The organism is Xanthomonas sp. PPL134, assembly GCF_040595915.1.
GTDB classification, from domain to species: Bacteria; Pseudomonadota; Gammaproteobacteria; order Xanthomonadales; family Xanthomonadaceae; genus Xanthomonas_A; species Xanthomonas_A indica.
On record NZ_JAMDLL010000006.1, the window covers coordinates 73,138 to 92,417 of the forward strand.

At 69.0% G+C, this 19,280-nt stretch carries 19 protein-coding genes; 12 read left to right on the forward strand and 7 right to left on the reverse strand.

Annotation, left to right across the window (positions count from 1 at the left end; all coding sequences use genetic code 11):
- Positions 1-526 precede the first annotated feature (526 nt).
- Positions 527-1,342, reverse strand: coding sequence for an ABC transporter permease (locus M3U25_RS12865; protein ID WP_019795950.1), 816 nt, complete (start codon positions 1,340-1,342; stop codon positions 527-529).
- 18 nt (positions 1,343-1,360) lie between these two features.
- Entirely contained in the window at positions 1,361-2,362 is a 1,002-nt protein-coding gene (locus M3U25_RS12870; protein ID WP_242159190.1) for an ABC transporter ATP-binding protein, read from the reverse strand.
- Positions 2,363-2,499: 137 nt separating this feature from the next.
- On the opposite strand from M3U25_RS12870, the gene M3U25_RS12875 reads away from it, so the two are divergent.
- From M3U25_RS12875 to M3U25_RS12905, 7 genes are all read left to right on the forward strand, one after another.
- Entirely contained in the window at positions 2,500-3,210 is a 711-nt protein-coding gene (locus tag M3U25_RS12875; RefSeq protein ID WP_237473131.1) for an FAD-binding oxidoreductase, read from the forward strand.
- Between the two features lie 756 nt (positions 3,211-3,966).
- Positions 3,967-4,542 (forward strand): hypothetical protein, encoded by a 576-nt coding sequence (locus M3U25_RS12880; protein WP_355502917.1) that lies wholly within the window; start codon positions 3,967-3,969, stop codon positions 4,540-4,542.
- Positions 4,539-4,739 carry a helix-turn-helix transcriptional regulator gene (locus M3U25_RS12885; RefSeq protein ID WP_010340539.1) on the forward strand — a complete coding sequence of 67 codons (201 nt, stop codon included), beginning with the start codon at positions 4,539-4,541 and terminating at the stop codon, positions 4,737-4,739. Before M3U25_RS12880 ends, M3U25_RS12885 begins: the two co-directional genes overlap by 4 nt.
- Before the next feature lie 90 nt (positions 4,740-4,829).
- A complete protein-coding gene (locus tag M3U25_RS12890; protein WP_355502915.1) occupies positions 4,830-6,344 on the forward strand; it encodes an alpha/beta fold hydrolase in 1,515 nt (504 codons plus the stop codon).
- A gap of 31 nt (positions 6,345-6,375) precedes the next feature.
- Positions 6,376-7,122, forward strand: coding sequence for an ATP-binding cassette domain-containing protein (locus tag M3U25_RS12895; RefSeq protein ID WP_242081456.1), 747 nt, complete (start codon positions 6,376-6,378; stop codon positions 7,120-7,122).
- Positions 7,119-8,300 (forward strand): ABC transporter permease, encoded by a 1,182-nt coding sequence (locus tag M3U25_RS12900; RefSeq protein WP_355502913.1) that lies wholly within the window; start codon positions 7,119-7,121, stop codon positions 8,298-8,300. Before M3U25_RS12895 ends, M3U25_RS12900 begins: the two co-directional genes overlap by 4 nt.
- Before the next feature lie 144 nt (positions 8,301-8,444).
- Positions 8,445-9,383 (forward strand): CPBP family intramembrane glutamic endopeptidase, encoded by a 939-nt coding sequence (locus M3U25_RS12905; protein WP_355502911.1) that lies wholly within the window; start codon positions 8,445-8,447, stop codon positions 9,381-9,383.
- A 74-nt stretch (positions 9,384-9,457) separates the two neighbouring features.
- Here M3U25_RS12905 and M3U25_RS12910 read toward each other — a convergent pair whose 3' ends face one another.
- Both M3U25_RS12910 and M3U25_RS12915 read right to left on the reverse strand, forming a co-directional pair.
- Positions 9,458-10,459 (reverse strand): energy transducer TonB, encoded by a 1,002-nt coding sequence (locus tag M3U25_RS12910; protein ID WP_242159195.1) that lies wholly within the window; start codon positions 10,457-10,459, stop codon positions 9,458-9,460.
- Positions 10,460-10,630: 171 nt separating this feature from the next.
- Positions 10,631-11,239 (reverse strand): TIGR00645 family protein, encoded by a 609-nt coding sequence (locus tag M3U25_RS12915; RefSeq protein WP_017908501.1) that lies wholly within the window; start codon positions 11,237-11,239, stop codon positions 10,631-10,633.
- 113 nt (positions 11,240-11,352) lie between these two features.
- Here M3U25_RS12915 and M3U25_RS12920 point away from each other — a divergent pair, with 113 nt between their 5' ends.
- From M3U25_RS12920 to M3U25_RS12935, 4 genes are all read left to right on the forward strand, one after another.
- Complete coding sequence (locus M3U25_RS12920; protein ID WP_355502908.1) at positions 11,353-12,042, forward strand: glutathione binding-like protein; 690 nt, start codon at positions 11,353-11,355, stop codon at positions 12,040-12,042.
- Positions 12,043-12,112: 70 nt separating this feature from the next.
- Entirely contained in the window at positions 12,113-14,344 is a 2,232-nt protein-coding gene (locus tag M3U25_RS12925) for a S9 family peptidase (protein ID WP_355502906.1), read from the forward strand.
- Positions 14,345-14,394: 50 nt separating this feature from the next.
- Positions 14,395-14,979 carry a cytochrome c oxidase assembly factor Coa1 family protein gene (locus M3U25_RS12930; RefSeq protein WP_242081451.1) on the forward strand — a complete coding sequence of 195 codons (585 nt, stop codon included), beginning with the start codon at positions 14,395-14,397 and terminating at the stop codon, positions 14,977-14,979.
- A gap of 215 nt (positions 14,980-15,194) precedes the next feature.
- The gene (locus M3U25_RS12935) at positions 15,195-17,000 is read left to right on the forward strand and encodes a DUF885 domain-containing protein (protein WP_355502904.1); all 1,806 of its coding nucleotides are present in this window, start codon (positions 15,195-15,197) and stop codon (positions 16,998-17,000) included.
- A gap of 57 nt (positions 17,001-17,057) precedes the next feature.
- Here M3U25_RS12935 and M3U25_RS12940 read toward each other — a convergent pair whose 3' ends face one another.
- The 3 genes from M3U25_RS12940 to M3U25_RS12950 form a co-directional block, all read right to left on the reverse strand.
- Positions 17,058-17,429 (reverse strand): hypothetical protein, encoded by a 372-nt coding sequence (locus M3U25_RS12940; protein WP_242159200.1) that lies wholly within the window; start codon positions 17,427-17,429, stop codon positions 17,058-17,060.
- A gap of 265 nt (positions 17,430-17,694) precedes the next feature.
- Positions 17,695-18,159: a hypothetical protein gene (locus M3U25_RS12945; protein WP_355502901.1), complete on the reverse strand. Its 465-nt coding sequence runs from the start codon at positions 18,157-18,159 to the stop codon at positions 17,695-17,697.
- Between the two features lie 160 nt (positions 18,160-18,319).
- Complete coding sequence (locus tag M3U25_RS12950; protein ID WP_019797800.1) at positions 18,320-18,685, reverse strand: hypothetical protein; 366 nt, start codon at positions 18,683-18,685, stop codon at positions 18,320-18,322.
- A 196-nt stretch (positions 18,686-18,881) separates the two neighbouring features.
- On the opposite strand from M3U25_RS12950, the gene M3U25_RS12955 reads away from it, so the two are divergent.
- Entirely contained in the window at positions 18,882-19,130 is a 249-nt protein-coding gene (locus M3U25_RS12955; RefSeq protein ID WP_010340624.1) for a hypothetical protein, read from the forward strand.
- Positions 19,131-19,280 lie beyond the last annotated feature (150 nt).

Below are 19,280 nucleotides of genomic sequence, written 5' to 3' on the forward strand. Positions count from 1 at the left end.
TGTAGCGGACGTGTGCACTGTAGCGTCGGCTTATTGCCGTTACAAGAAAACTAGCGTTAATAAATTGGCGCTTAACTAGGTTCGCATCACATTATTGAGTCAAACTTTGGACGCGTGCGATCCCGTATGGAATATACAATTGTGAATTCGGTGCCGTTGCGCCGTGCGCACCGTCAGATTTGGATGTGATGCATGGCAGGTATGTCGGCGTGTGGCGCGTCATGCCATCCGCGCATGCCTCTGCGCTCGCTGCCCTGCGCGGGCGCGGACCGAGTGATCGCAGGCGGTCGGCGACGCAGAACGGGACAGCCGGCGATTTGTATCGACACGGTGCAAGCTGGCGACGCCTGCTTCGGCTAAGCCCGTGAAATCACGACATAGCTGGCAGACGGCGCGACGCCGTCCCAGGTTTGCCGTCAGAGATTCTGAGCCGGGCCGACGCAGGGAGGCGTCCCGGTGGTGCCGCCGCCTGCGGGGCCTGGGACGCGTGAGCCGTCTGCAACTCGGGCGCGGAGGACGCGGAACGTCAGCTCCGCAACCCCACCCCGCGCCGCAGCAACCACAGCGCCAGCGCCGCCAGTACCGCGACGAATCCCAGCATCAGGCTATAGGCCACCCACACCGGCACGTCGCTGCTGCCGAGCAGGCCGTAGCGGAAGGCGTTGACCATGTAGAAGATCGGGTTGGCATGGGTGGCGGCCTCGGCCCAGCCGGGCAGCAGCTTGACCGAGTAGAACACGCCGCCCAGGTAGGTCAGCGGGGTCAGGATGAAGGTCGGCACGATCGCCACGTCGTCGAACTTCTTCGCGTAGACCGCGTTGATGAAGCCGGCCAGGGAGAAGATGGTGGCGCCCAGCAGCACCGTGGTCAGGGTCACCAGCGGGTGCGGGATGCGCACCGGGGTGAAGAACATGGCGATGATCAGCACGATCACGCCGACCATCAGCCCGCGCAGCACGGCGCCGGCGACGTAGCCCCACAGGATCACCCAGTTGGGCATGGGGCTGACCAGCAGTTCCTCGACGTGGCGGCCGAACTTGGCGCCGAAGAAGCTGGAGCTGATGTTGCCGTAGCTGTTCTGGATCACGCTCATCATCACCAGGCCGGGGACGATGAACTGCATGTAGCTGTAGCCGCCCATGTCGCCCACGCGCGAGCCGATCAGGCCGCCGAAGATCAGGAAGTACAGGGTCATGGTGATCGCCGGCGGCACCAGGGTCTGGCCCCAGATGCGCAGGATGCGCTTGACCTCGCGGCGCACGATGGTGCCCAGCGCGATCCAGTTGCGCTGGGCCGGGGTGGCGTCGGAAACGGGAAGGGTGGAATCGGTCGGGGTCGTCATGGTCGTCGCCGTGGGGCATCAGGGAGTGGCGGACGGCGGCGTGGCGCCGGCGCTGGCCGTGGCGGCGTCGCGGTGCTCGCCGGTGAGGCGCACGAACAGTTCTTCCAGGCGATTGCTCTTGGTGCGCATGGAGCGCACGCGGATGCCGGCGTCGCCCAGCGCGGCGAACACGCGGTTGAGATCCATCGCCCGCGGCATGTCCAGGTCCAGGGTATGCGCGTCCTGCGCCAGCAGGGTGGTCCCCTCGATCGCCGGCAGCTGCGCCGGCAGTTCGCCGTCGATGTCCAGCAGGAAGCCTTCCACGTCCAGCTTGGCGAGCAAGGCGCGCATCGGGCCCTGCTCGACGATGCGGCCGCGGTCGATGATCGCCAGGTTGCGGCACAGGCTCTCCGCTTCCTCCAGGTAGTGCGTGGTGAGGATGATGGTGGTGCCGGCGGCGTTGATCTCGCGCAGCACGCGCCACATGTCGCGGCGGATCTCGATGTCCACGCCGGCGGTGGGTTCGTCCAGGATCAGCAGGCGCGGCCGGGTCATCATCGCGCGGGCGATCATCAGCCGCCGCTTCATGCCGCCGGACAGGGTGCGGCTCATCACCTGGGCCTTCTCCCACAGGTGCGCGCGCTTGAGTTCCACTTCGGCCAGGCGCTCGGCCTCGGCGCGCGGCATGCCGTAGAAGCCGGCGTAGTTGACCAGGATGTCGAAGGGTTTCTCGAACAGGTTGAAGTTGATTTCCTGCGGCACCAGGCCGATCAGGCGCATCGCCGCGCTGCGCTGGCTGCTGAGGTCGGTGCCGAACACCTCGACCTGGCCGGCGCTGAGGTTGACCAGCGAGCTGATGATGCCGATCAGGGTGGACTTGCCGGCGCCGTTGGGGCCGAGCAGGGCGAAGAAGTCGCCGGGCAGCACGTCCAGCGACACGCCATGCAGGGCCTGCACGCCGTTGTCGTAGGTCTTGCGCAGGTCGCGCACGCGCAGGGCAGGCGCCAGCGTCTGGGGAGAAGGAGTGGATGCGGGAGTCAAGGCGGGCCTTCGCGCCGCATCGACGGCGCAGGAGAAGTGCAGCCGCTATTATAGAAGACCTCGTGGGGTCGCCCCTGGCCACAGACTGTTGCATCTCCGTGCCTGCCCAATTCCCGCTGAAACTGGTCGATCGCCACATGCTGGCCCCGGCCGTCGGCCACTACCGCTTCGTTCGCGACGACGGCCAACCCCTGCCGTTCGTGCCCGGCCAGTTCGTGCAGGTGCACTTCCACTATGCCGACGGTACCGCGACCAAGCGCAGCTACTCGCTGGCCACCCGCCACGATCCGGCGCAGCCGGCCGATGCCACCGTCGAGATCGCGGTCAGCTTCGTCGCCGGCGGCGCGGCCACGGCGTTGTTCGAGGGGCTGGAGATCGGCGGCCAGGTCTGCGCCAGCGGTCCGTACGGCCGCTTCTGCCTGCAGCCCGGCGACGTCAACCGTCGCTATCTGCTGATCGCCACCGGCACCGGCGTCACTCCGTACCGCTCGATGCTGCCGCTGCTGGAAGCGGCGATGGCCGAGCGTGGCGTGGAGGTGGTGCTGCTGCTGGGTGCGCGGACGCCGGCCGAACTGCTGTACGGCGACGAATTCCGTGCCTTCGCCGATGCGCACCCCGGTTTCCGCTTCGTACCGTGCTTCTCGCGCGAACTGCCGGAGGCGCCGCATGCCGATGTGCGGCATGGCTACGTGCAGCAGTTCCTGGGCGAATTCGCGCCGCAGGCCGAGGGCGACATCGCCTACCTGTGCGGCAATCCGAACATGGTCGACGCCTGCTTCGATGCGCTGAAGGAGGCGGGGCTGCCGGTGCAGCACATCCGCCGCGAGAAGTACGTCAGCAGCAAGTAGCGGCCGCTGTCGGCGCGGCGTCCGCTCGTAGGAGCGGCTTCAGCCGCGACCGCCTCATCGGGAAGGCCTGTGGGGCGAAGCCGCATGCTTCCGAAACGCCGAGCGCGCTGCGCGCGCTTACCCTCACCCCAAGCCCTCTCCCGGCGGGAGAGGGGCTAGTCGCGCCGGCTGGGTTTGTCGTCGTCTCGTCCGGACAGGTCAACAGCCAATGGCGGTTGCCATCGGCGCGGACATCCTGCGTAGGAGCGGCTTCAGCCGCGACCGCCTCATCGGGAAGGTCTGCCGGGGGCGAAGCCGCATGCTCCCGCAGCGCTGGGTGTGCTTCGCGCCCTTACCCTCACCCCAACCCCTCTCCCGGTGGGAGAGGGGCTAGTTGCGCCGGCTGGGTTTGTCGTCGTCTCGTTCGGACAGGTCAACAGCCAATGGCGGTTGCCATCGGCGCGGACATCCTGCGTGGGAGCGGCTTCAGCCGCGACCGCCTCACCGGGAAGGCCTGCCAGGGGCGAAGCCGCATGCTCCCGCAGCGCCGGGTGCGCTTCGCGCCCTTACCCTCACCCCAAGCCCTCCCCCGGTGGGAGAGAGGGGCAGTTGTGCCAGCCCATGATGCTTTCACTCGATCTGTAAAGGACGCTTGACAGTCGTTCCCGCTGCGCGCATTCTCCTGTCAAGCGTGCTTGACAGGGGACAAGGTCGGCACGGCAGGAGCGGCAGCGCAACGGTGCCGGATCGGGGATCGGCTGAGAATCGGGGACAGTGATGGGCAACTGCAGGCGCAACGCGATCGTGATGCTGTGCGTGAGTCTGGCACTGCTGGCGGTGGCCTGGCTGCCGCTCGGCGGCAGCGACTATCTGCGTGGGGTATGCATGGGCGTCGGCATCGGCGGCCTGTTCATGGCGCTGTTGATGTGGTGGTCGCGGGGCAGCCTGGCCGACAGCGCACCGCGGGCGCTGGCGCGGCGCTACTACCGCGAGTTCTTTCCGCCGATGGGCGCCTACGTGGTGGTGATGCTGTTCTGGAAGCGCCTGCTCGACAGCGTCGATGTGCACTGGCTGCGCGTGATGGTCGCGCTGCTGCCGGCATTGACGTTGGCGCTGGTGATCCGCGCGGTGGCGCGTTTCGTGCGCGACTCCGACGAACTGCAGCGGCGCATCGAGCTGGAGTCCATCGCCATCGCTGCCGGCCTGACCTGTGGCGTCTATATGGCCGCCGGCTTCCTGCAGGCGGCGCAGGTGATCGCGGTGCCGGCCTCGAGCGCGATGCTGTGGGTGTTCCCGGCGCTGTGCATGACCTATGGGGTGGTCAAGGTCGCGAACGCGCGCCGCTACCAATGAACAGCCGCATCCGCGAACTGCGCGAGGCGCACGGCTGGTCGCAGGGCGAACTGGGCGAGCGGCTGGGCGTGTCGCGACAGACCATCAATGCGCTGGAGACCGGCAAGTACGATCCGAGCCTGCCGCTGGCGTTCCGTATCGCGCGGCTGTTCGCGCACAGCATCGAGCAGGTGTTCCTGTTCGATGAGGCCGAGTAAGCGCGCACTCCGTTCCATGCCCCACCGGGCACCGACGACGCCATGTTCCGGCATGGCATTCTGCAAGCCATGAACTCAAGGATGCGAACCATGCGACACCCCTCCCGGCCGTTCGCCATCGCGGCGGCGGCCCTGTTGCTCGCCGCCTGTCAGGCGGCCCAGGCACCGACGCCGCAATCGTCCGAACGCAGCTATGGCGCGCTGCGCTTCCACCCGTGCACGCTGACCAATCCGGTGGCCTCCAACAACGTGCCGGCGCAGTGCGCGCGCATGGCGGTGGCGGAAAATCCGGCGGCGCCGAACGGCCGCAAGATCGAACTCAACATCGCCTGGCTGCCGATCACCGGCGAGGGCGGCAGCGACCCGGATCCGGTGTTCTTCCTCGCCGGCGGTCCCGGCCAGGCCGCCACCCAGGTCGCCAGCATCGTCGACATGGCGCTGCGCGAAACCCGCAAGCGCCGCGACGTGTTCCTGATCGACCAGCGCGGTACCGGCCAGTCCAATCCGCTGAGCTGCCTGGGCCCGGACGGCAAGGAGATGCCGCTGGCCGATCCGGCGCGCGCGCCCACCGCGAACGAACTGGTCGACTACGCCCGCCGCTGCGCGCAGTCGCTGCAGGGGCGCGCCGATCCGCGCTACTACACCACCACCCAGGCGATCGGCGATCTGGATGCGGTGCGCGCCGCATTGGGCGTGGACAAGATCAACCTGATCGGCGGTTCCTACGGCACCCGCGTCGCCCAGCAGTACGCGCGCCGCTACGCGCCGCACGTGCGCAGCGTGGTCATCGATGGCGTGGCGCCGAACGATCTGGTGGTCGGCGGCGAGTTCGCCACCACCTTCGAGGATGCCATCGCCCTGCAGGCCGAGCAGTGCAAGGCCGACCCGGCCTGCGCCAAGCGCTTCCCCACCGATACCCGCACGCAGTTGCGCGCGGTGGTGGAGCGGCTGCGGCAGGCGCCGGTGGAGGTGGACTACCGCGATCCGGCCAGCGGCGAGAGCCGCCACGACCGGGTCACCGCCGACACCGTCACCAGCCTGGCGTTCTCGTTCTCCTACGCGCCGCAGACCGCGTCGCTGCTGCCGCTGGTGCTGGACGAAGCCGCCAACGGCCGCTACGGGCCGCTGATGTCGCTGGCGCGGATGATGGGCGGGCAACTGGACGGGCAGATGAACCGCGGCATGCAATGGTCGGTGATCTGCGCCGAGGACGCCGACCGCTATCGCGCGCCGCAGACCCACGACACGCTGCTCGGCCCGGACGTGGCGCAGATGTTCTTCGCGCCCTGCCCGGTGTGGCCGACCGGCACCCGGCCGGCTGACTTCACCGCGCCATTCACCTCCACTTTGCCGGTGCTGCTGACCTCCGGCCAGCTGGATCCGGTGACGCCGCCGCGTTACGCCGAGCGCGTGCTGAAGGGCCTGCCCAACGGCCGCCACCTGGTGGTGCGCGGCCAGGGCCACGGCACCATGACCCTGGGCTGCATGCCCAAGCTGCTCGGCCAGTTCTTCGAGACCGCCGATGCCAAGCACCTCGATGCCACCTGCCTGGACGCGATGAGCGGCGTGCCGGCCTTCACTTCATTCAACGGATGGGAACCATGAGCTGCGCAGCGTTCGACAGGGAGGGGCAGGCATGATCGTCGCCGACAATCTGCACAAGGCATTCAAGACCCGCGCCGGCGCCGTGCAGGCCGTGCAAGGGGTCAGCTTCCAGGCCGCCGACGGCCAGATCACCGGTTTGCTCGGCCCCAACGGCGCCGGCAAGACCACCACCTTGCGCATGCTGTACACGCTGATGGCGCCGGACCAGGGCCAGGTGCGCGTGGACGGCGTCGACGTGGGCCAGGATCCGATGGCGGTGCGGCGCGCGCTGGGCGTGCTGCCGGATGCGCGTGGCGTGTACAAGCGGCTGACCGCGCGCGAGAACATCGCCTACTTCGGCGAGCTGCATGGACTGTCGACGGCCCGCATCGCCGAGCGCACGCGGCTGCTGTCGAAGGCGCTGGACATGGACGACATCCTCGACCGCCAGACCGAAGGCTTCAGCCAGGGCCAGCGCACCAAGACCGCGATCGCCCGCGCGCTGGTCCACGACCCGCGCAACGTGATCCTGGACGAACCCACCAACGGCCTGGACGTGATGACCACGCGGGCGCTGCGCGGGTTCCTGCGCGAGCTGCGCGAGGAAGGACGCTGCGTGATCTTTTCCAGCCACATCATGCAAGAGGTGGCGGCGCTATGCGATCGTATCGTGATCATCGCCAAGGGCACGGTGGTGGCCGCGGGCACCGCTGACGAACTGCGCGCCCTTACGGGCGAACCCAATCTGGAAGACGCCTTCGTCAAGGCGATCGGCAGCGACGAGGGACTGCACGCATGAGCCTGCTCCGTACCGTATTCACCGTGATGCGCAAGGAATTGCGCGACCTCTCGCGCGATCGCCGCACCCTGGCCTTGGCCTTGCTGCTGGGGCCGCTGCTGTACCCGGCGCTGATCCTGGGCATGGGCGCGCTGGCCGAGAGCCGCGTGCGCACGCAGATCGACAAGCCGCTGGACATTCCGGTGATCGGCCGCGAACGCGCGCCGAACCTGGTCGCCTTCCTCGCCGCGCAAGGCCTGAACGCGGTCGCGCCGCCGAAGGACCTGACCGGGGCGATCCGCAGCCAGGACGTGGACCTGGCGCTGAAGATCGACGTGGACTACGCCAACGCCTGGCACGAAGGACGCCCGGCGCTGGTGGAGATCATCAAGGACAGCACCCGCCGCGACGCCGACATCCCGACCCAGCGCGTGCAGGCCGCGTTGAGCATGTACGGTCAGCAGGTCGGTGCCTTGCGTCTGCTGGCGCGGGGCATCGATTCGCAGGTGTCGCGGCCGCTGGACGTGGCGCTGCAGGACCTGGCCACGCCCGAGGCCAAGCGCGGTGCGTTGCTGGCGATGCTGCTGCCGGTGCTGCTGACCATCACCTCGTTCATCGGCGGCGCCTACCTGATCCTCGACGCCACCGCCGGCGAACGCGAGCGGCAATCGCTGGAGCCGCTGCTGGCCACGCCGGCCTCGCGCAGCGCCATCGTCAGCGGCAAGATCGCCGCGGCCTGCGTGGTCGGCCTGGTGTCGCTGCTGCTGACCCTGCTCGCGTTCAAGCTCAGCGCGCAGGTGGCCAGCGGCATCGGCCGCCAGCTCAACGTCAGCTTCGTGGCGATGCTGCAGATGCTGTTCGTGCTGTTGCCGATGCTGTTCATCGGCACCTCGCTGCTGACCTACCTGGCGGCCGCGGCCAAGAGCATGAAGGAAGCGCAGAGCCACATGACCTGGCTGATGCTGCTGCCGATGCTGCCCGGCTACGCCTTGATGGTGTATCCGCTGAAGACCACGCTGTGGCAGTTCGCGGTGCCGTTCCTGGCGCAGAACCAGATGCTGATGAAGATCATCCGCCGCGAGGCGATCGATCCGCAGATCTGGGCGGTCTACCTGCTCACCGGCTTCGGCCTGGCCGCGGTGCTGTGGCTGGCGGCGGTGCGCCGCTACCGGCAGGAGCAGTTGGCGATCTCCGCCTAAGCCGCCAGCAGCGCGCGGACAAGCGCCGCGCGCTGCGTCGCCCTGGTCGCGGTCGCCGTGCGAACACGCGACCGCGATGCGCATGGCGTTCCCGCACGGCGACTGCATCCGCCTTCCTGTACCCCGATCCGCAGCGAGCCCTGCATGTTTTCCGATCCACACGATGAGCCTGCACCGCATGCCGCCGGCCGCACGCGCCTGCTGGTGTTGGGCGAGGCGCGCATCCTGCAGCCGGGCATGCTGCGCTGGCTGAGGGCGGTGGCCTGGGCGATCGCCTTGCTGGCGCTGATGGTGGTCGTGGCAGTGGCGGTGCCGCTGCTGTGCGGCAGGCTCCTGCCACCGGGCGCGGGTCAACTCGCCCCGTATGCCACGGCATCGATGGCTGCCGTCCTCTACGCCGTGGCGGTCCGCCTGGGCGAGCGGCGCTGGCCGGCGGAGCTCGCCTGGCGCGCGGTGCCATCGCAGTTGACCCTGGGGGTGTTGCTGGGCGCGGCGATGTTCGCGGCGGTGATGGCGCTCATGGCGACGTTGGGCGTGTACGCGATCCGCGGGACCGGGCCGGCGCCGATGTGGGGGCCGCTCGGCAAGGCACTGCAGGCCGGCGTGGTGGAAGAACTGATGCTGCGCGCGATCCTGCTGCGGCTGCTGTGGCGCGCGTTCGGTCCCTGGCTGGCGTTTGCGTTGTCGGCGGCGCTGTTCGGCCTGGCCCACCTCGGCAATCCGAACGCGAGCGTGTTCGCCGCGCTCTGCATCGCGGTGGAGGCCGGCATCATGCTGGGCGCCTTCTACGTGCTCACCGGCCGGCTGTGGGTGTCCATCGGCGTGCATGCGGCCTGGAACTTCACCCAGGGCTATCTGTTCGGCGCGGCGGTGTCGGGCACCGACATGGGGCCGGCGATCGCGCGCAGCACGGTGCAGGCCGGGATGCCGGACTGGCTGAGCGGCGGCGCCTTCGGCCCGGAAGCATCGCTGCCGGGCCTGCTGGTGTGCACGGTGGTGGGCGCGATCGCGACCTGGGTGGCCTGGCGCAAGGGGCGCTTCGGCGCGCGTGGACGCCGTGCGGATAGTGCGCCGGTGTCCTGAGCGTTTTCGCACGGTGCCGCGCCTGGCGGTGCGGCATGCCCGGCCACGGCGGCCGGGCATGCGTCAACGGCGGCTCAACCGCCGGGATTGAAGGCCAGCGTCCGGCGGGTAGTCACCGGTGCGCTGACCGGCTCGAAGCGCCAGCGCTTGGTCGCGTTCAATGCCTCGCGGTCGAACACCCGCGGCGGCGTGGAGCGCAGGACGCGGGCATTGGTGACCGCGCCGTCGGTGCCGACGGTGATCTCCACCAGCACTTCGCCGGCCGTCCCCGAGCGCAGGGCTTCGGGCGGATAGCGCGGGGCCGGGGTGCTGATCGGGCGCAGGGTCTGCGCCGTGGCCGCCGGCGCGGCCGCAGGTGCCGCGGCAGGTGCCGGCGTCGGTTGCGTCGCGGCGGGCGTGGCGGGGCGGGCGGCGGCCTGGCGTTCGGCCTCCTGGCGTGCGCTCTCGCGGCGCGCGGCCTCCTGCTGTGCGGCGATCTGCTGCGCGGCCTGCGCTTCGCTGGCCTGCTGCTGCGCCTGCTTCTGCTGCTCGGCCGCGAGCTTGGCTTTCTGCTCGGCGTCCTTCTTGGCCTTGTCGGTCTCGTCCTGGCTGCGCTGGGCCACGGCCTCCATGCCCTTGCTCACGCCCTGCTTGAGCCGTGGCAGGGCCGGGGCCTGGGGATCCATCTTCTCGATCAGGCCGATCAGCCGCTGCGCTTCCGGGAAATCCTCGCGGTTGATGCTCTGTTCGGCGGCGATCAGCGTGTACGGCATCAGGTCGGTCAGCGCGCTCTTGACCCCGGCGTCGTCCGGCTGCTTGTCGCGCAGTGCCAGGTAGTACTCGACCGCGTTGTTGCCGGCCGGCGCGTACATGCGGTTCTCGCGCAGCGCCTGGCTGGCCGAGTCGTGCAACTGTTCGGTGCCCATCGACTGTACCTTGGCCGACACCGCCGGCGTCGCCGGTGCGTTGGCTGCGGCGGTGGCCGGCGTGGCGCTGGGTGGTGCGGTCTCGTCCTGCTTGGAGCAGGCCGCCAGCGCGGCCAGCAACAGGACCGGCGCGACACGGCGCGCCTTGGCGAGTGTGGTGAGTTGCGACATGCGTCCCCCTGAATCCCCGGTGTTGGCAATCAACGATGCGACGGCGGTGCGTTCGCGGTGCTGCGGCCCCCATGCCGCCAGCGCACCCCATCGGTCAATCTAGCATCCGCGGCCGCCGCGTGCGTGGCAGACGCTGCCATGCGGCAAAAAGCGTGACGCTGCGCGCGTCCGTCAATGCGCCGGGCGCGCCGGCGCGGACGCGGACATGATCCGGTCGGTCCAGGCGATGCCGATCGCCGACAGGATGAAGATGCCGTGGATGATGGTCTGCCACAGCACGCCGGTGGCGGTCAGCGTCGCGCAGCTCTTCAGATCCACCGTGCCCACGGCGCTGGCCAGCTGCTCCGGCGAACACATCGGCATGCCGCCGAGCGCGCCGACCGCGATGAAGGTCTTGAGCAGGTGGATCGAGGAGATGCCGATGATCGACAGCGCCAGCTTGACCTTGAGCACGCTGGCGTTGACGTGGCTCAGCCACTCCGGCTGATCCGGGTGGCCTTCCAGGCCCAGCCGCGACACGAAGGTCTCGTAGCCGCCGACGATCACCATCACCAGCAGGTTGGAAATCATCACCACGTCGATCAGGCCGAGCACGATCAGCATGATCTGCTGCTCGCCCAGGCTCGGCGCTTCGTGGATCAGGTGCCACAGCTCCTTGCCGAACAGGAACACGTACACGCCCTGGGCCACGATCAGCCCCAGGTACAGCGGCAACTGCAGCCAGCGCGAGGCGAAGATCAGGTTGGACAGGGGATGCAGGCGAGGCCGCTCGGGAGTCATGGCGTGGTCTGGAATGCTGCGTTGCGGGAGCGGCCAGGGTACCCGGCCGGCGGTGACGCTGCCAAGCCGGGGGGCGCCGCTACACTCGGGGTTCCCTGTCCAGGAGCGCCGCCATGATCGATCTGTACTACTGGCCCACCCCCAACGGCCACAAGGTCACCCTGTTCCTCGAGGAAGCCGGGCTGGACTACACGCTCAAGCCGGTCAACATCGGCGCCGGCGAGCAGTTCGCGCCGGAGTTCCTGGCGATCTCGCCGAACAACAAGATGCCGGCCATCGTCGACCACGCCCCGCCCGACGGCGGCGCGCCGCAGAGCGTGTTCGAGTCCGGCGCGATCCTGCTGTACCTGGCCGAGAAGACCGGCCGCTTCCTGCCGGCCGATCCGCGCGGGCGCGTGGTCGCGCTGGAATGGCTGTTCTGGCAGATGGCCGGGCTCGGCCCGATGACCGGGCAGATGGGCCACTTCAACGTCTATGCGCCTGAGAAGATCGGCTATGCGATCGAGCGTTACGGCAACGAGGTGCGGCGCCTGCACGGGGTGCTGGACAAGCGCCTGGCGCACAGCGCCTACCTGGCCGGCGACGACTACGGCATCGCCGACATGGCCAGCTATCCATGGATCGAGGTGTACAACGGCCTGACCCCCGACTACGCCGCCTTCCCGCACCTCAAGCGCTGGCACGATGCCATCGCCGCGCGCCCGGCCACCCAGCGCGCCTACGCCTTGAAGGAGCAGGTGAACCCGAACGCGGGCAAGCCGCTCAGCGACGCCGAGCGCAAGCACCTGTTCGGGCAGCGCTGAGCCGGCGCGCTTCTCAAATCCCGGGCGCACGCGCATCATCCGTGCGCTCGGTGCTCCATCAGGAACCTTCATGCGCTCTCTGTTCGCCGCTCTCGCCCTCATGCTCGCCACGCCCATCGTTCCCGCCCACGCCGAGAAACTGACCCTGGAGGCCATCACCGGCAGCAAGCCGCTGTCCGGGCCGACCCTGATGAAGCCCAAGGTGGCGCCGGACGGCTCGCGGGTGACCTTCCTGCGCGGCAAGGACAGCGACCGCAACCAGCTGGATCTGTGGGAGTACGACATCGCCAGCGGGCAGACCCGCATGCTGGTGGATTCCAAACTGGTGCTGCCCGGCACCGAGACCCTGAGCGACGAGGAAAAGGCGCGCCGCGAGCGCCAGCGTATCGCCGCCTACACCGGCATCGTCGAGTACCAGTGGGCGCCGGACGCGCATGCGCTGCTGTTCCCGCTCGGCGGCGAGCTGTACCTGTACGACCTGAGCAAGACCGGCAGCGCCGCGGTGCGCAAGCTCACCCACGGCGAAGGCTTCGTCACCGACCCGAAGATCTCGCCCAAGGGCGGCTACGTCAGCTTCGTGCGCGGGCGCAACCTGTGGGTCATCGACCTGGCCAGCGGCCAGCAGCACCAGCTCACCCGCGACGGCAGCGAGACCATCGGCAACGGCGTGGCCGAGTTCGTCGCCGACGAAGAGATGGACCGCCACACCGGCTACTGGTGGGCGCCGGACGACTCGGCGATCGCCTTCGCGCGCATCGACGAAACCGAGGTGCCGGTGCAGAAGCGTCCGGAGGTCTATGCCGACCACACCGAGGTGGTGGAGCAGCGCTATCCGCAGGCGGGGCAGCCGAACGTCAAGATCCAGCTCGGGGTGATCGCGCCGCGTGCCGGCGCGCAGCCGCAGTGGATCGACCTGGGCAAGAACCCGGACATCTACCTGGCGCGCGTGGACTGGCGCGATCCGCAACGGCTGACCTTCCAGCGCCAGTCGCGCGACCAGAAACGCCTGGAGCTGATCGAGGCGAGCCTGGCCAGCGGCAAGCAGCGCGTGCTGATCAGCGAGACCAGTCCGACCTGGGTGCCGCTCACCTACGATCTGCATTTCCTCAAGGACGGGCGCTTCGTCTGGGGGTCGGAGCGCAGCGGCTACGAGCATCTGTACCTGGCGTCGGAAGACGGGCGCACGCTGCGTCCGCTGACCCAGGGCGAGTGGGTGGTGGACGAACTGCTGGCGGTGGACGAGGCCGCCGGCAAGGTCTACTTCTCCGCGACCAAGGCGTCGCCGACCCAGACCCAGCTCTACGCGGTGCCGCTGGCCGGCGGCGCGATCGAGCAGCTGTCCAAGCCCAACGGCACGCATGCGGCCAGCTTCGCCAAGAACGCCAGCGTCTATGTTGACAGCTGGTCCAACACCACCACGCCGCCGCAGATCGAGTTGTTCCGCGCCAACGGCGAAAAGATCGCCACCCTGCTGGTCAACGACCTGGCCGATCCACAGCATCCCTATGCCGCCTACCGCGCCGCGCAGCGCCCGGTCGAGTTCGGCACCATGACCGCCGCCGACGGCAAGACCCAGCTGCACTACCGGCTGATCAAGCCGGACGGGTTCGATCCGGGCAAGCGCTATCCGGTAGTGGTCTACGTGTATGGCGGCCCGGCCGCGCAGACCGTGGTCGATGGCTGGCCCGGCCGCGGCGATGCGCTGTTCGACCAGTACCTGGCCCAGCACGGCTATGTGGTGTTCTCGCTGGACAACCGCGGCACGCCGCGCCGTGGCCGCGATTTCGGCGGCGCGCTGTACCAACACCAGGGCACTGTGGAAGTGGACGACCAGTTGCGCGGCGTGGCCTGGCTGAAGGCGCAGCCGTGGGTGGATGCGGCGCGCATCGGCGTGTACGGCTGGTCCAACGGCGGCTACATGACCCTGATGCTGCTGGCCAAGCACAGCGAGGCCTATGCCTGCGGCGCTGCCGGCGCGCCGGTCACCGACTGGGGCCTGTACGACAGCCACTACACCGAGCGCTACATGAACCTGCCCACGGCCAATCCCGATGGCTACCGCGACAGCCGCGTGGCCGCGCACCTGGACGGGCTGAGCTCGCAGTTGCTGCTGCTGCACGGCATGGCCGACGACAATGTGCTGTTCACCAACTCCACCTCGCTGATGAGCGAACTGCAGAAGCGCGGCAAGCTGTTCGAGTTGATGACCTATCCCGGCGCCAAGCACGGCCTGTCCGGCAGCAACGCGCTGCATCGCTATCGCACCACCGAGGCGTTCCTGGCACGCTGCCTCAAGCCTTGAGCACGCCGCTGCATTTCACCTTCCGCTTTCGCACGACAAGGAGTGACGTCATGTCGAGTCCGCCGCCACTGCCCGGGACGCCCGGTCCTGCCTCCGGCGCTGCGCTGCCGCCGGCCAAGCGTGGCTGGTGGGCGCGGCACTGGAAATGGGCGGTGCCGCTGATCGTGCTGGTGCTCGGCGCCCTGCTGCTGGCGTCGATCGCGGTGTTCGTGCTCGGCATCGCGCGCGTCACCAAGTCGTCCGAGCCGTACCGGGTCGGCGTGATGGCCGCACAACACGATCCGCGCGTGGCGGCCGCGCTGGGCGCGCCGATCAAGGACGGCATCATGCCCAGCGGCAGCTTCAACAGCAGCGGCGGTGGCAGTGGCAATGCCGAGCTGAGCGTGTCGCTGCACGGCAGCCGCGCCAACGGCACCCTGTACATCGAAGCCGAACGCCATGCGGGCGAGTGGCACTACACCACCTTGCAGGTATTGCCGGATGCGGGTGAAGCGATCCCGCTGCTCGATGCGCTCGGGCAGGACGCCGACAGCGACGACGACGAGGACGCGGACGGAATGGCGGTCGAGGCGCCGCCGGTGCCCGCGGCGGACGTGCACAGCGCCACGCCTGCCGAGGCCGACACCACGCAATAGCGGCGCAAGCGGTCTGCCGCGCACGTCGTGTGCGGTCGACGGTGGCCATCGGCACGCGATGGCGTACCGCCACGAGTCTGCACTGATGCAGCCACGCCGCGGCGTCGCCACCGCCGCATGCCGCATCGCCGCGCGGTGGCGGCCATGACCTCCGGCAGATGGCCGATCCGGCAATGCCGCGTACGGTCCCTGCATCATTCTGTCGGAGCTGCGCCATGAAGCCACGTGTCCTCGCCATCGCTCTGACCCTGGCGCTGGCGGCGCCTGCGCCGTTCCCGGCGCTGGCAGCAGCGGCCGCACCGGCGGCCGCGTCGGCCAAGCACGCACCCGCTTGGGTGGAGCGCAGCAATGCCTTCGCGCAGATCCTGCTGCAGGCGCAGGCGCCGTTCCAGGCCGAGGAGGTGAGCTTCTTCGGCGTACCGGGTTTCGACGACCAGGTTTCCGATTTCGGTCCCGACAACGCGCGGCGCTTCCGCGAGGCCACCAGCGCAGCGCGCCGCACGCTGCAGGAAAAACTGCAGGTGGAGCGCGATCCCAATGTGCGCCAGGACCTGGCGATCCTGATCCACGCCGCCGACCAGTCCATCGAGGGCAGCACCCTCAATGAGCGCTTTTTGCTGCCATGGACCGACGCGCCGCAGCACGTGTTCGGCGGCATCAACAACCTGTTGTCCGAGCAGGTACCGGCGGCGCGCCGCGCCAAGGCGCTGCTGCGGTTGCAGCGTTACGTCGGCCTTGCGCCGGGCAGCACCTCGACCCTGCAGCTGGCGCGGCAACGCTACGAAGAGAAGCGCGCCGACGGCAACCTCCTGCAGCCGACCAAGCGCGAGGTCGAGCAGGCCTTGAGCAATGTCGATACCTACGCCAAGGGCATTCGTTCGCTGTTCGCCGAGTACAAGATCACGGGCGCGGAGGCGGCGCTGGCGGCGATGGACCAGCAGTTCCAGGACTACGCCACCTGGACCCGCACGGTGGTGTTGCCGCAGGCGCGCGAGGATGCGCGCCTGCCGCCCGAGTTGTATGCGTTCCAGCTCAAGCAGGTCGGCATCGACATCGCCCCGCAGGTGCTGATGCAGCGCGCGCAGTTGGAATTCATGGAAACCCGCTCGGCGATGCAGCAACTGGCGCCGCTGGTGGCCGCCGCCAAGGGCCTGCGCGGCGACGACGCCCGCGACTACCGCACGGTGCTGCGCGCGCTCAAGCGCGACACCATCCCCGACGACAAGCTCGAGGCGCACTACCGCAGCGTCATCGACCGCATCGATCCGATCATCCGCCAGCAGCGCATTGTCGATGTGCCGCAGCGGCCGATGCAGATGCGCCTGGGCTCGCCGGCCGAAAGCGCCGCGCAACCGGCGCCGCATTTCCGCCCGGCGCCGCTGGTCGGCAACACCGGCGAGCAGGGCACCTTCGTGCTGCCGCTGGGCAATCCGGACAGCGACGGCAAGGGCGAGCACTACGACGACTTCAACTTCGGCGCGGCGGCGTGGACGCTGAGCGCGCACGAGGGCCGGCCCGGCCACGAACTGCAGTTCACCGCCATGGTCGAGCGTGGCGTGTCGCTGGCGCGCAGCCTGTACGCGTTCAATTCGGTCAACGTCGAAGGCTGGGCACTGTACGCCGAGGCCGAGATGGTGCCGTACGAACCGCTGGACGGGCAGTTGATCGCCTTGCAGTTCCGCCTGCTGCGCGCCGCCCGGGCCATGCTCGACCCGATGCTCAACCTCGGCCTGATCGACCGCGAGCGCGCGCGCCTGGTGCTGGAGAACGAGGTCGGCCTGTCGCCGGCAATGGCGCGGCAGGAACTGGACCGCTACATGGTGCGCGCGCCCGGCCAGGCCGGCAGCTACTTCTATGGCTACAGCCGCATCCTGGAATTGCGCATGCGCACCGAACTGGCGCTGGGCGCCAGGTTCGACCGGCTGAAGTTCAACAACTTCCTGCTGGACCAGGGGCTGCTGCCGCCGGACCAGCTGGCCGCGGCGGTGGACGAGGTATTCGTGCCGTCACAGCGCAAGTGAGCGGAGATCAACTAGGCGCGCCACTGCGCCAAACGGCGCAGTGGCAGTCGCTGCGGATCAATGATCCTTTGGAACCTTCTCGGGTCGCTGCCGTCCCGTCCAGTCGCTGGCCTTGCCGCCGCCGATCGGGCAAATATGCATGTACTGATAGACCGCATCGACAGCTTTCTGCGTCCACGGTTTGAAGCATACGTTTCCGACGCAGCAAGGGCCGGTCGACGTTGGCCAAGGACAGTAGCCAGGTACTGCAACCCACACGCCGGCTTGAGGAGTCACAGGCGTCCAGTTCTTGTCCTTGCCCTTGCAGCCTTGTGTGCACAAGACGAAGGGATCGTTGTCGCGACAGGCCAGATCTTCATAGACCTCCTGCGCGCCAGCGACACCCTGAAATCCCAGAAACGCCACCAGAATCCATATCCATCGCTTCATCGCACTTCCCTCTGTCGAAAGCGGTCCGTCCCAGACGTTCGGACCAAACGTGTCGTCGCATGCGGGCCGCACCCCGGATCGAGACCCGCGACGGGTCGTGCCGATCCTGCCCGCAAATAGCTTAGCAAGGGTTTCAGCACGCCAGGGGATGCCATGCGCCACGGGCCCTACCCGGCCCAGCGGGCTGACACGGGCGATCCGCTTCGGAGCGAGGCGCGTGCATCGGCCGGGCAGGCCAACAGGCCCATGCCCGACCTGACCGGATTCAGCGACCGGGCGGCGGTGCAGGCTGCGGCGCCGCCGGCGCTGGCCCCTGCGCCCCCGGCGGCACCCAGATCGCCATGCCCGCGGCGCGCTTCTGCGTGGTGGGGATGCCGATGCCCAGGCCGCCGCCGACGTGGCCGCCGTAGCTGCCCGCGCCGACCGACAGGCCGCCGCCGGAGCGCTGCGAGCCCACGCCCATCAGCACCACGCCGTTGGCACCGAGCTTGGCCGCGTCGCGCTTGAGCCGGTCCACCGCCGCGTCGGTCTGGCCCTGGGTGCCGAAGCCGGCCGCACTGGAGGCCTCCAACTGGGCGATGTCGATCGCCCCGGGGGGCGGCGCGGAATAGATCTGCACCAGCGCCGGATCGATCGGCGGGCGTGCCGCACCGACCATCACCTTGGAGGAGCTGGCGCAGCCGGCCAGGGCCAGCAGCAACGCCAGCGGCAGCAACGGTCGGACAGTCATGGCCTTACCCCCGTATTCGGATCTCACGCGATCATAGGCGGGCCGGGTGAATCGCGCCGAACCCGCCGCCGTCACCCTGGCAGGGTGGGCGTGATCCCCATGCCAAGGGGCGGGCGTCTGGCGGGGCAGCACGCCGCTGCGTCGTGCAGCGGCATGATCGTCAGTGCTCGTAGGGCACGTTCTCCGGACGCCGGCTCGGGTCCGTCCAGTCGCCTTGGGTGACGGCGGCAGGACAGATGTCTTCGTACTGCCTGACGGCCACGATCGCGGTGGGCGTCCACGCGCCGCAGTGCGAACCGTGCTTGCAGCAGCGCACCGGACTTGGCCGCAAGCAATACCCGGGGTCCGCTTGCCAGGAGCCGCTGATCGGGTCGACCGGGCTCCAGTTCTTGTCCACGCCCTTGCAGCCTTGGGTACAGAACACGAACGGGTCGTTGTCGCGGCACACGAGCTTCTTGTAGACGGGCTCGGCGACGGCGGGGAACGACAGTAGGCAGATGGCGAAACTCCATATCCAGCGCTTCATGGGCTGCTCCTAGATGGGGGACGGTCCAGGTTCCTGTCCCGCATAAAGACGATCCAGTGCGTGCATCCCCTACCCGCGTTGCCTGGGCGATCCGTTGCGCGGTCAGCGGGGACTGCCCGCTATCAGCCGGGCGGACGCGCCGCGCCAGCCTCTGCAGTGCGCTATCGTGCAGGCTGACATTCGCATGGAGGCCGGCATGGGCCTGATCAGTCTGCTGTGGGGCATCGTGGCGTTGCTGTGGATGATCCTGGCCTTCATCCCGCTGCTCGGCTGGGGCAACTGGTTCCTGATCCCGTTCGCTGCGGTCGGTGCGCTGATCGCCGCGATCGGGCTGCTGTTCACCGCCGCGCCCAACCGCGGCCGCGCCAAGACCGGCCTGATGCTCAATGCGCTGGTGATCGTGGTCGGGGTGATCCGGCTGAGCCTGGGCGGCGGCGTGATCTGAGCCGCAGGCCGGCGACCGGCATGCTGTGTTGCACCATCCCATGCGGCGGGCCACGCCGGCGGGAGTAACATGCGCAGCCGACGGCGCCGCTCACGGGCCGCCTTGCGTTCACGCCGGTGCCGGCGGCGCGGCCTGCGGTGCCTTGGCGGC

Coding starts and splice junctions, on each gene's coding strand:
- M3U25_RS12890 (WP_355502915.1), top strand. CDS start 4,830: ATGCGACACCCCTCCCGGCCGTTCGCCATCGCGGCGGCGGCCCTGTTG.
- M3U25_RS12905 (WP_355502911.1), top strand. CDS start 8,445: ATGTTTTCCGATCCACACGATGAGCCTGCACCGCATGCCGCCGGCCGC.
- M3U25_RS12940 (WP_242159200.1), bottom strand. CDS start 17,429: ATGAAGCGATGGATATGGATTCTGGTGGCGTTTCTGGGATTTCAGGGT.
- M3U25_RS12900 (WP_355502913.1), top strand. CDS start 7,119: ATGAGCCTGCTCCGTACCGTATTCACCGTGATGCGCAAGGAATTGCGC.
- M3U25_RS12930 (WP_242081451.1), top strand. CDS start 14,395: ATGTCGAGTCCGCCGCCACTGCCCGGGACGCCCGGTCCTGCCTCCGGC.
- M3U25_RS12950 (WP_019797800.1), bottom strand. CDS start 18,685: ATGAAGCGCTGGATATGGAGTTTCGCCATCTGCCTACTGTCGTTCCCC.
- M3U25_RS12885 (WP_010340539.1), top strand. CDS start 4,539: ATGAACAGCCGCATCCGCGAACTGCGCGAGGCGCACGGCTGGTCGCAG.
- M3U25_RS12920 (WP_355502908.1), top strand. CDS start 11,353: ATGATCGATCTGTACTACTGGCCCACCCCCAACGGCCACAAGGTCACC.
- M3U25_RS12895 (WP_242081456.1), top strand. CDS start 6,376: ATGATCGTCGCCGACAATCTGCACAAGGCATTCAAGACCCGCGCCGGC.
- M3U25_RS12925 (WP_355502906.1), top strand. CDS start 12,113: ATGCGCTCTCTGTTCGCCGCTCTCGCCCTCATGCTCGCCACGCCCATC.
- M3U25_RS12935 (WP_355502904.1), top strand. CDS start 15,195: ATGAAGCCACGTGTCCTCGCCATCGCTCTGACCCTGGCGCTGGCGGCG.
- M3U25_RS12945 (WP_355502901.1), bottom strand. CDS start 18,159: ATGACTGTCCGACCGTTGCTGCCGCTGGCGTTGCTGCTGGCCCTGGCC.
- M3U25_RS12910 (WP_242159195.1), bottom strand. CDS start 10,459: ATGTCGCAACTCACCACACTCGCCAAGGCGCGCCGTGTCGCGCCGGTC.
- M3U25_RS12875 (WP_237473131.1), top strand. CDS start 2,500: ATGCTGGCCCCGGCCGTCGGCCACTACCGCTTCGTTCGCGACGACGGC.
- M3U25_RS12915 (WP_017908501.1), bottom strand. CDS start 11,239: ATGACTCCCGAGCGGCCTCGCCTGCATCCCCTGTCCAACCTGATCTTC.
- M3U25_RS12865 (WP_019795950.1), bottom strand. CDS start 1,342: ATGACGACCCCGACCGATTCCACCCTTCCCGTTTCCGACGCCACCCCG.
- M3U25_RS12880 (WP_355502917.1), top strand. CDS start 3,967: ATGGGCAACTGCAGGCGCAACGCGATCGTGATGCTGTGCGTGAGTCTG.
- M3U25_RS12955 (WP_010340624.1), top strand. CDS start 18,882: ATGGGCCTGATCAGTCTGCTGTGGGGCATCGTGGCGTTGCTGTGGATG.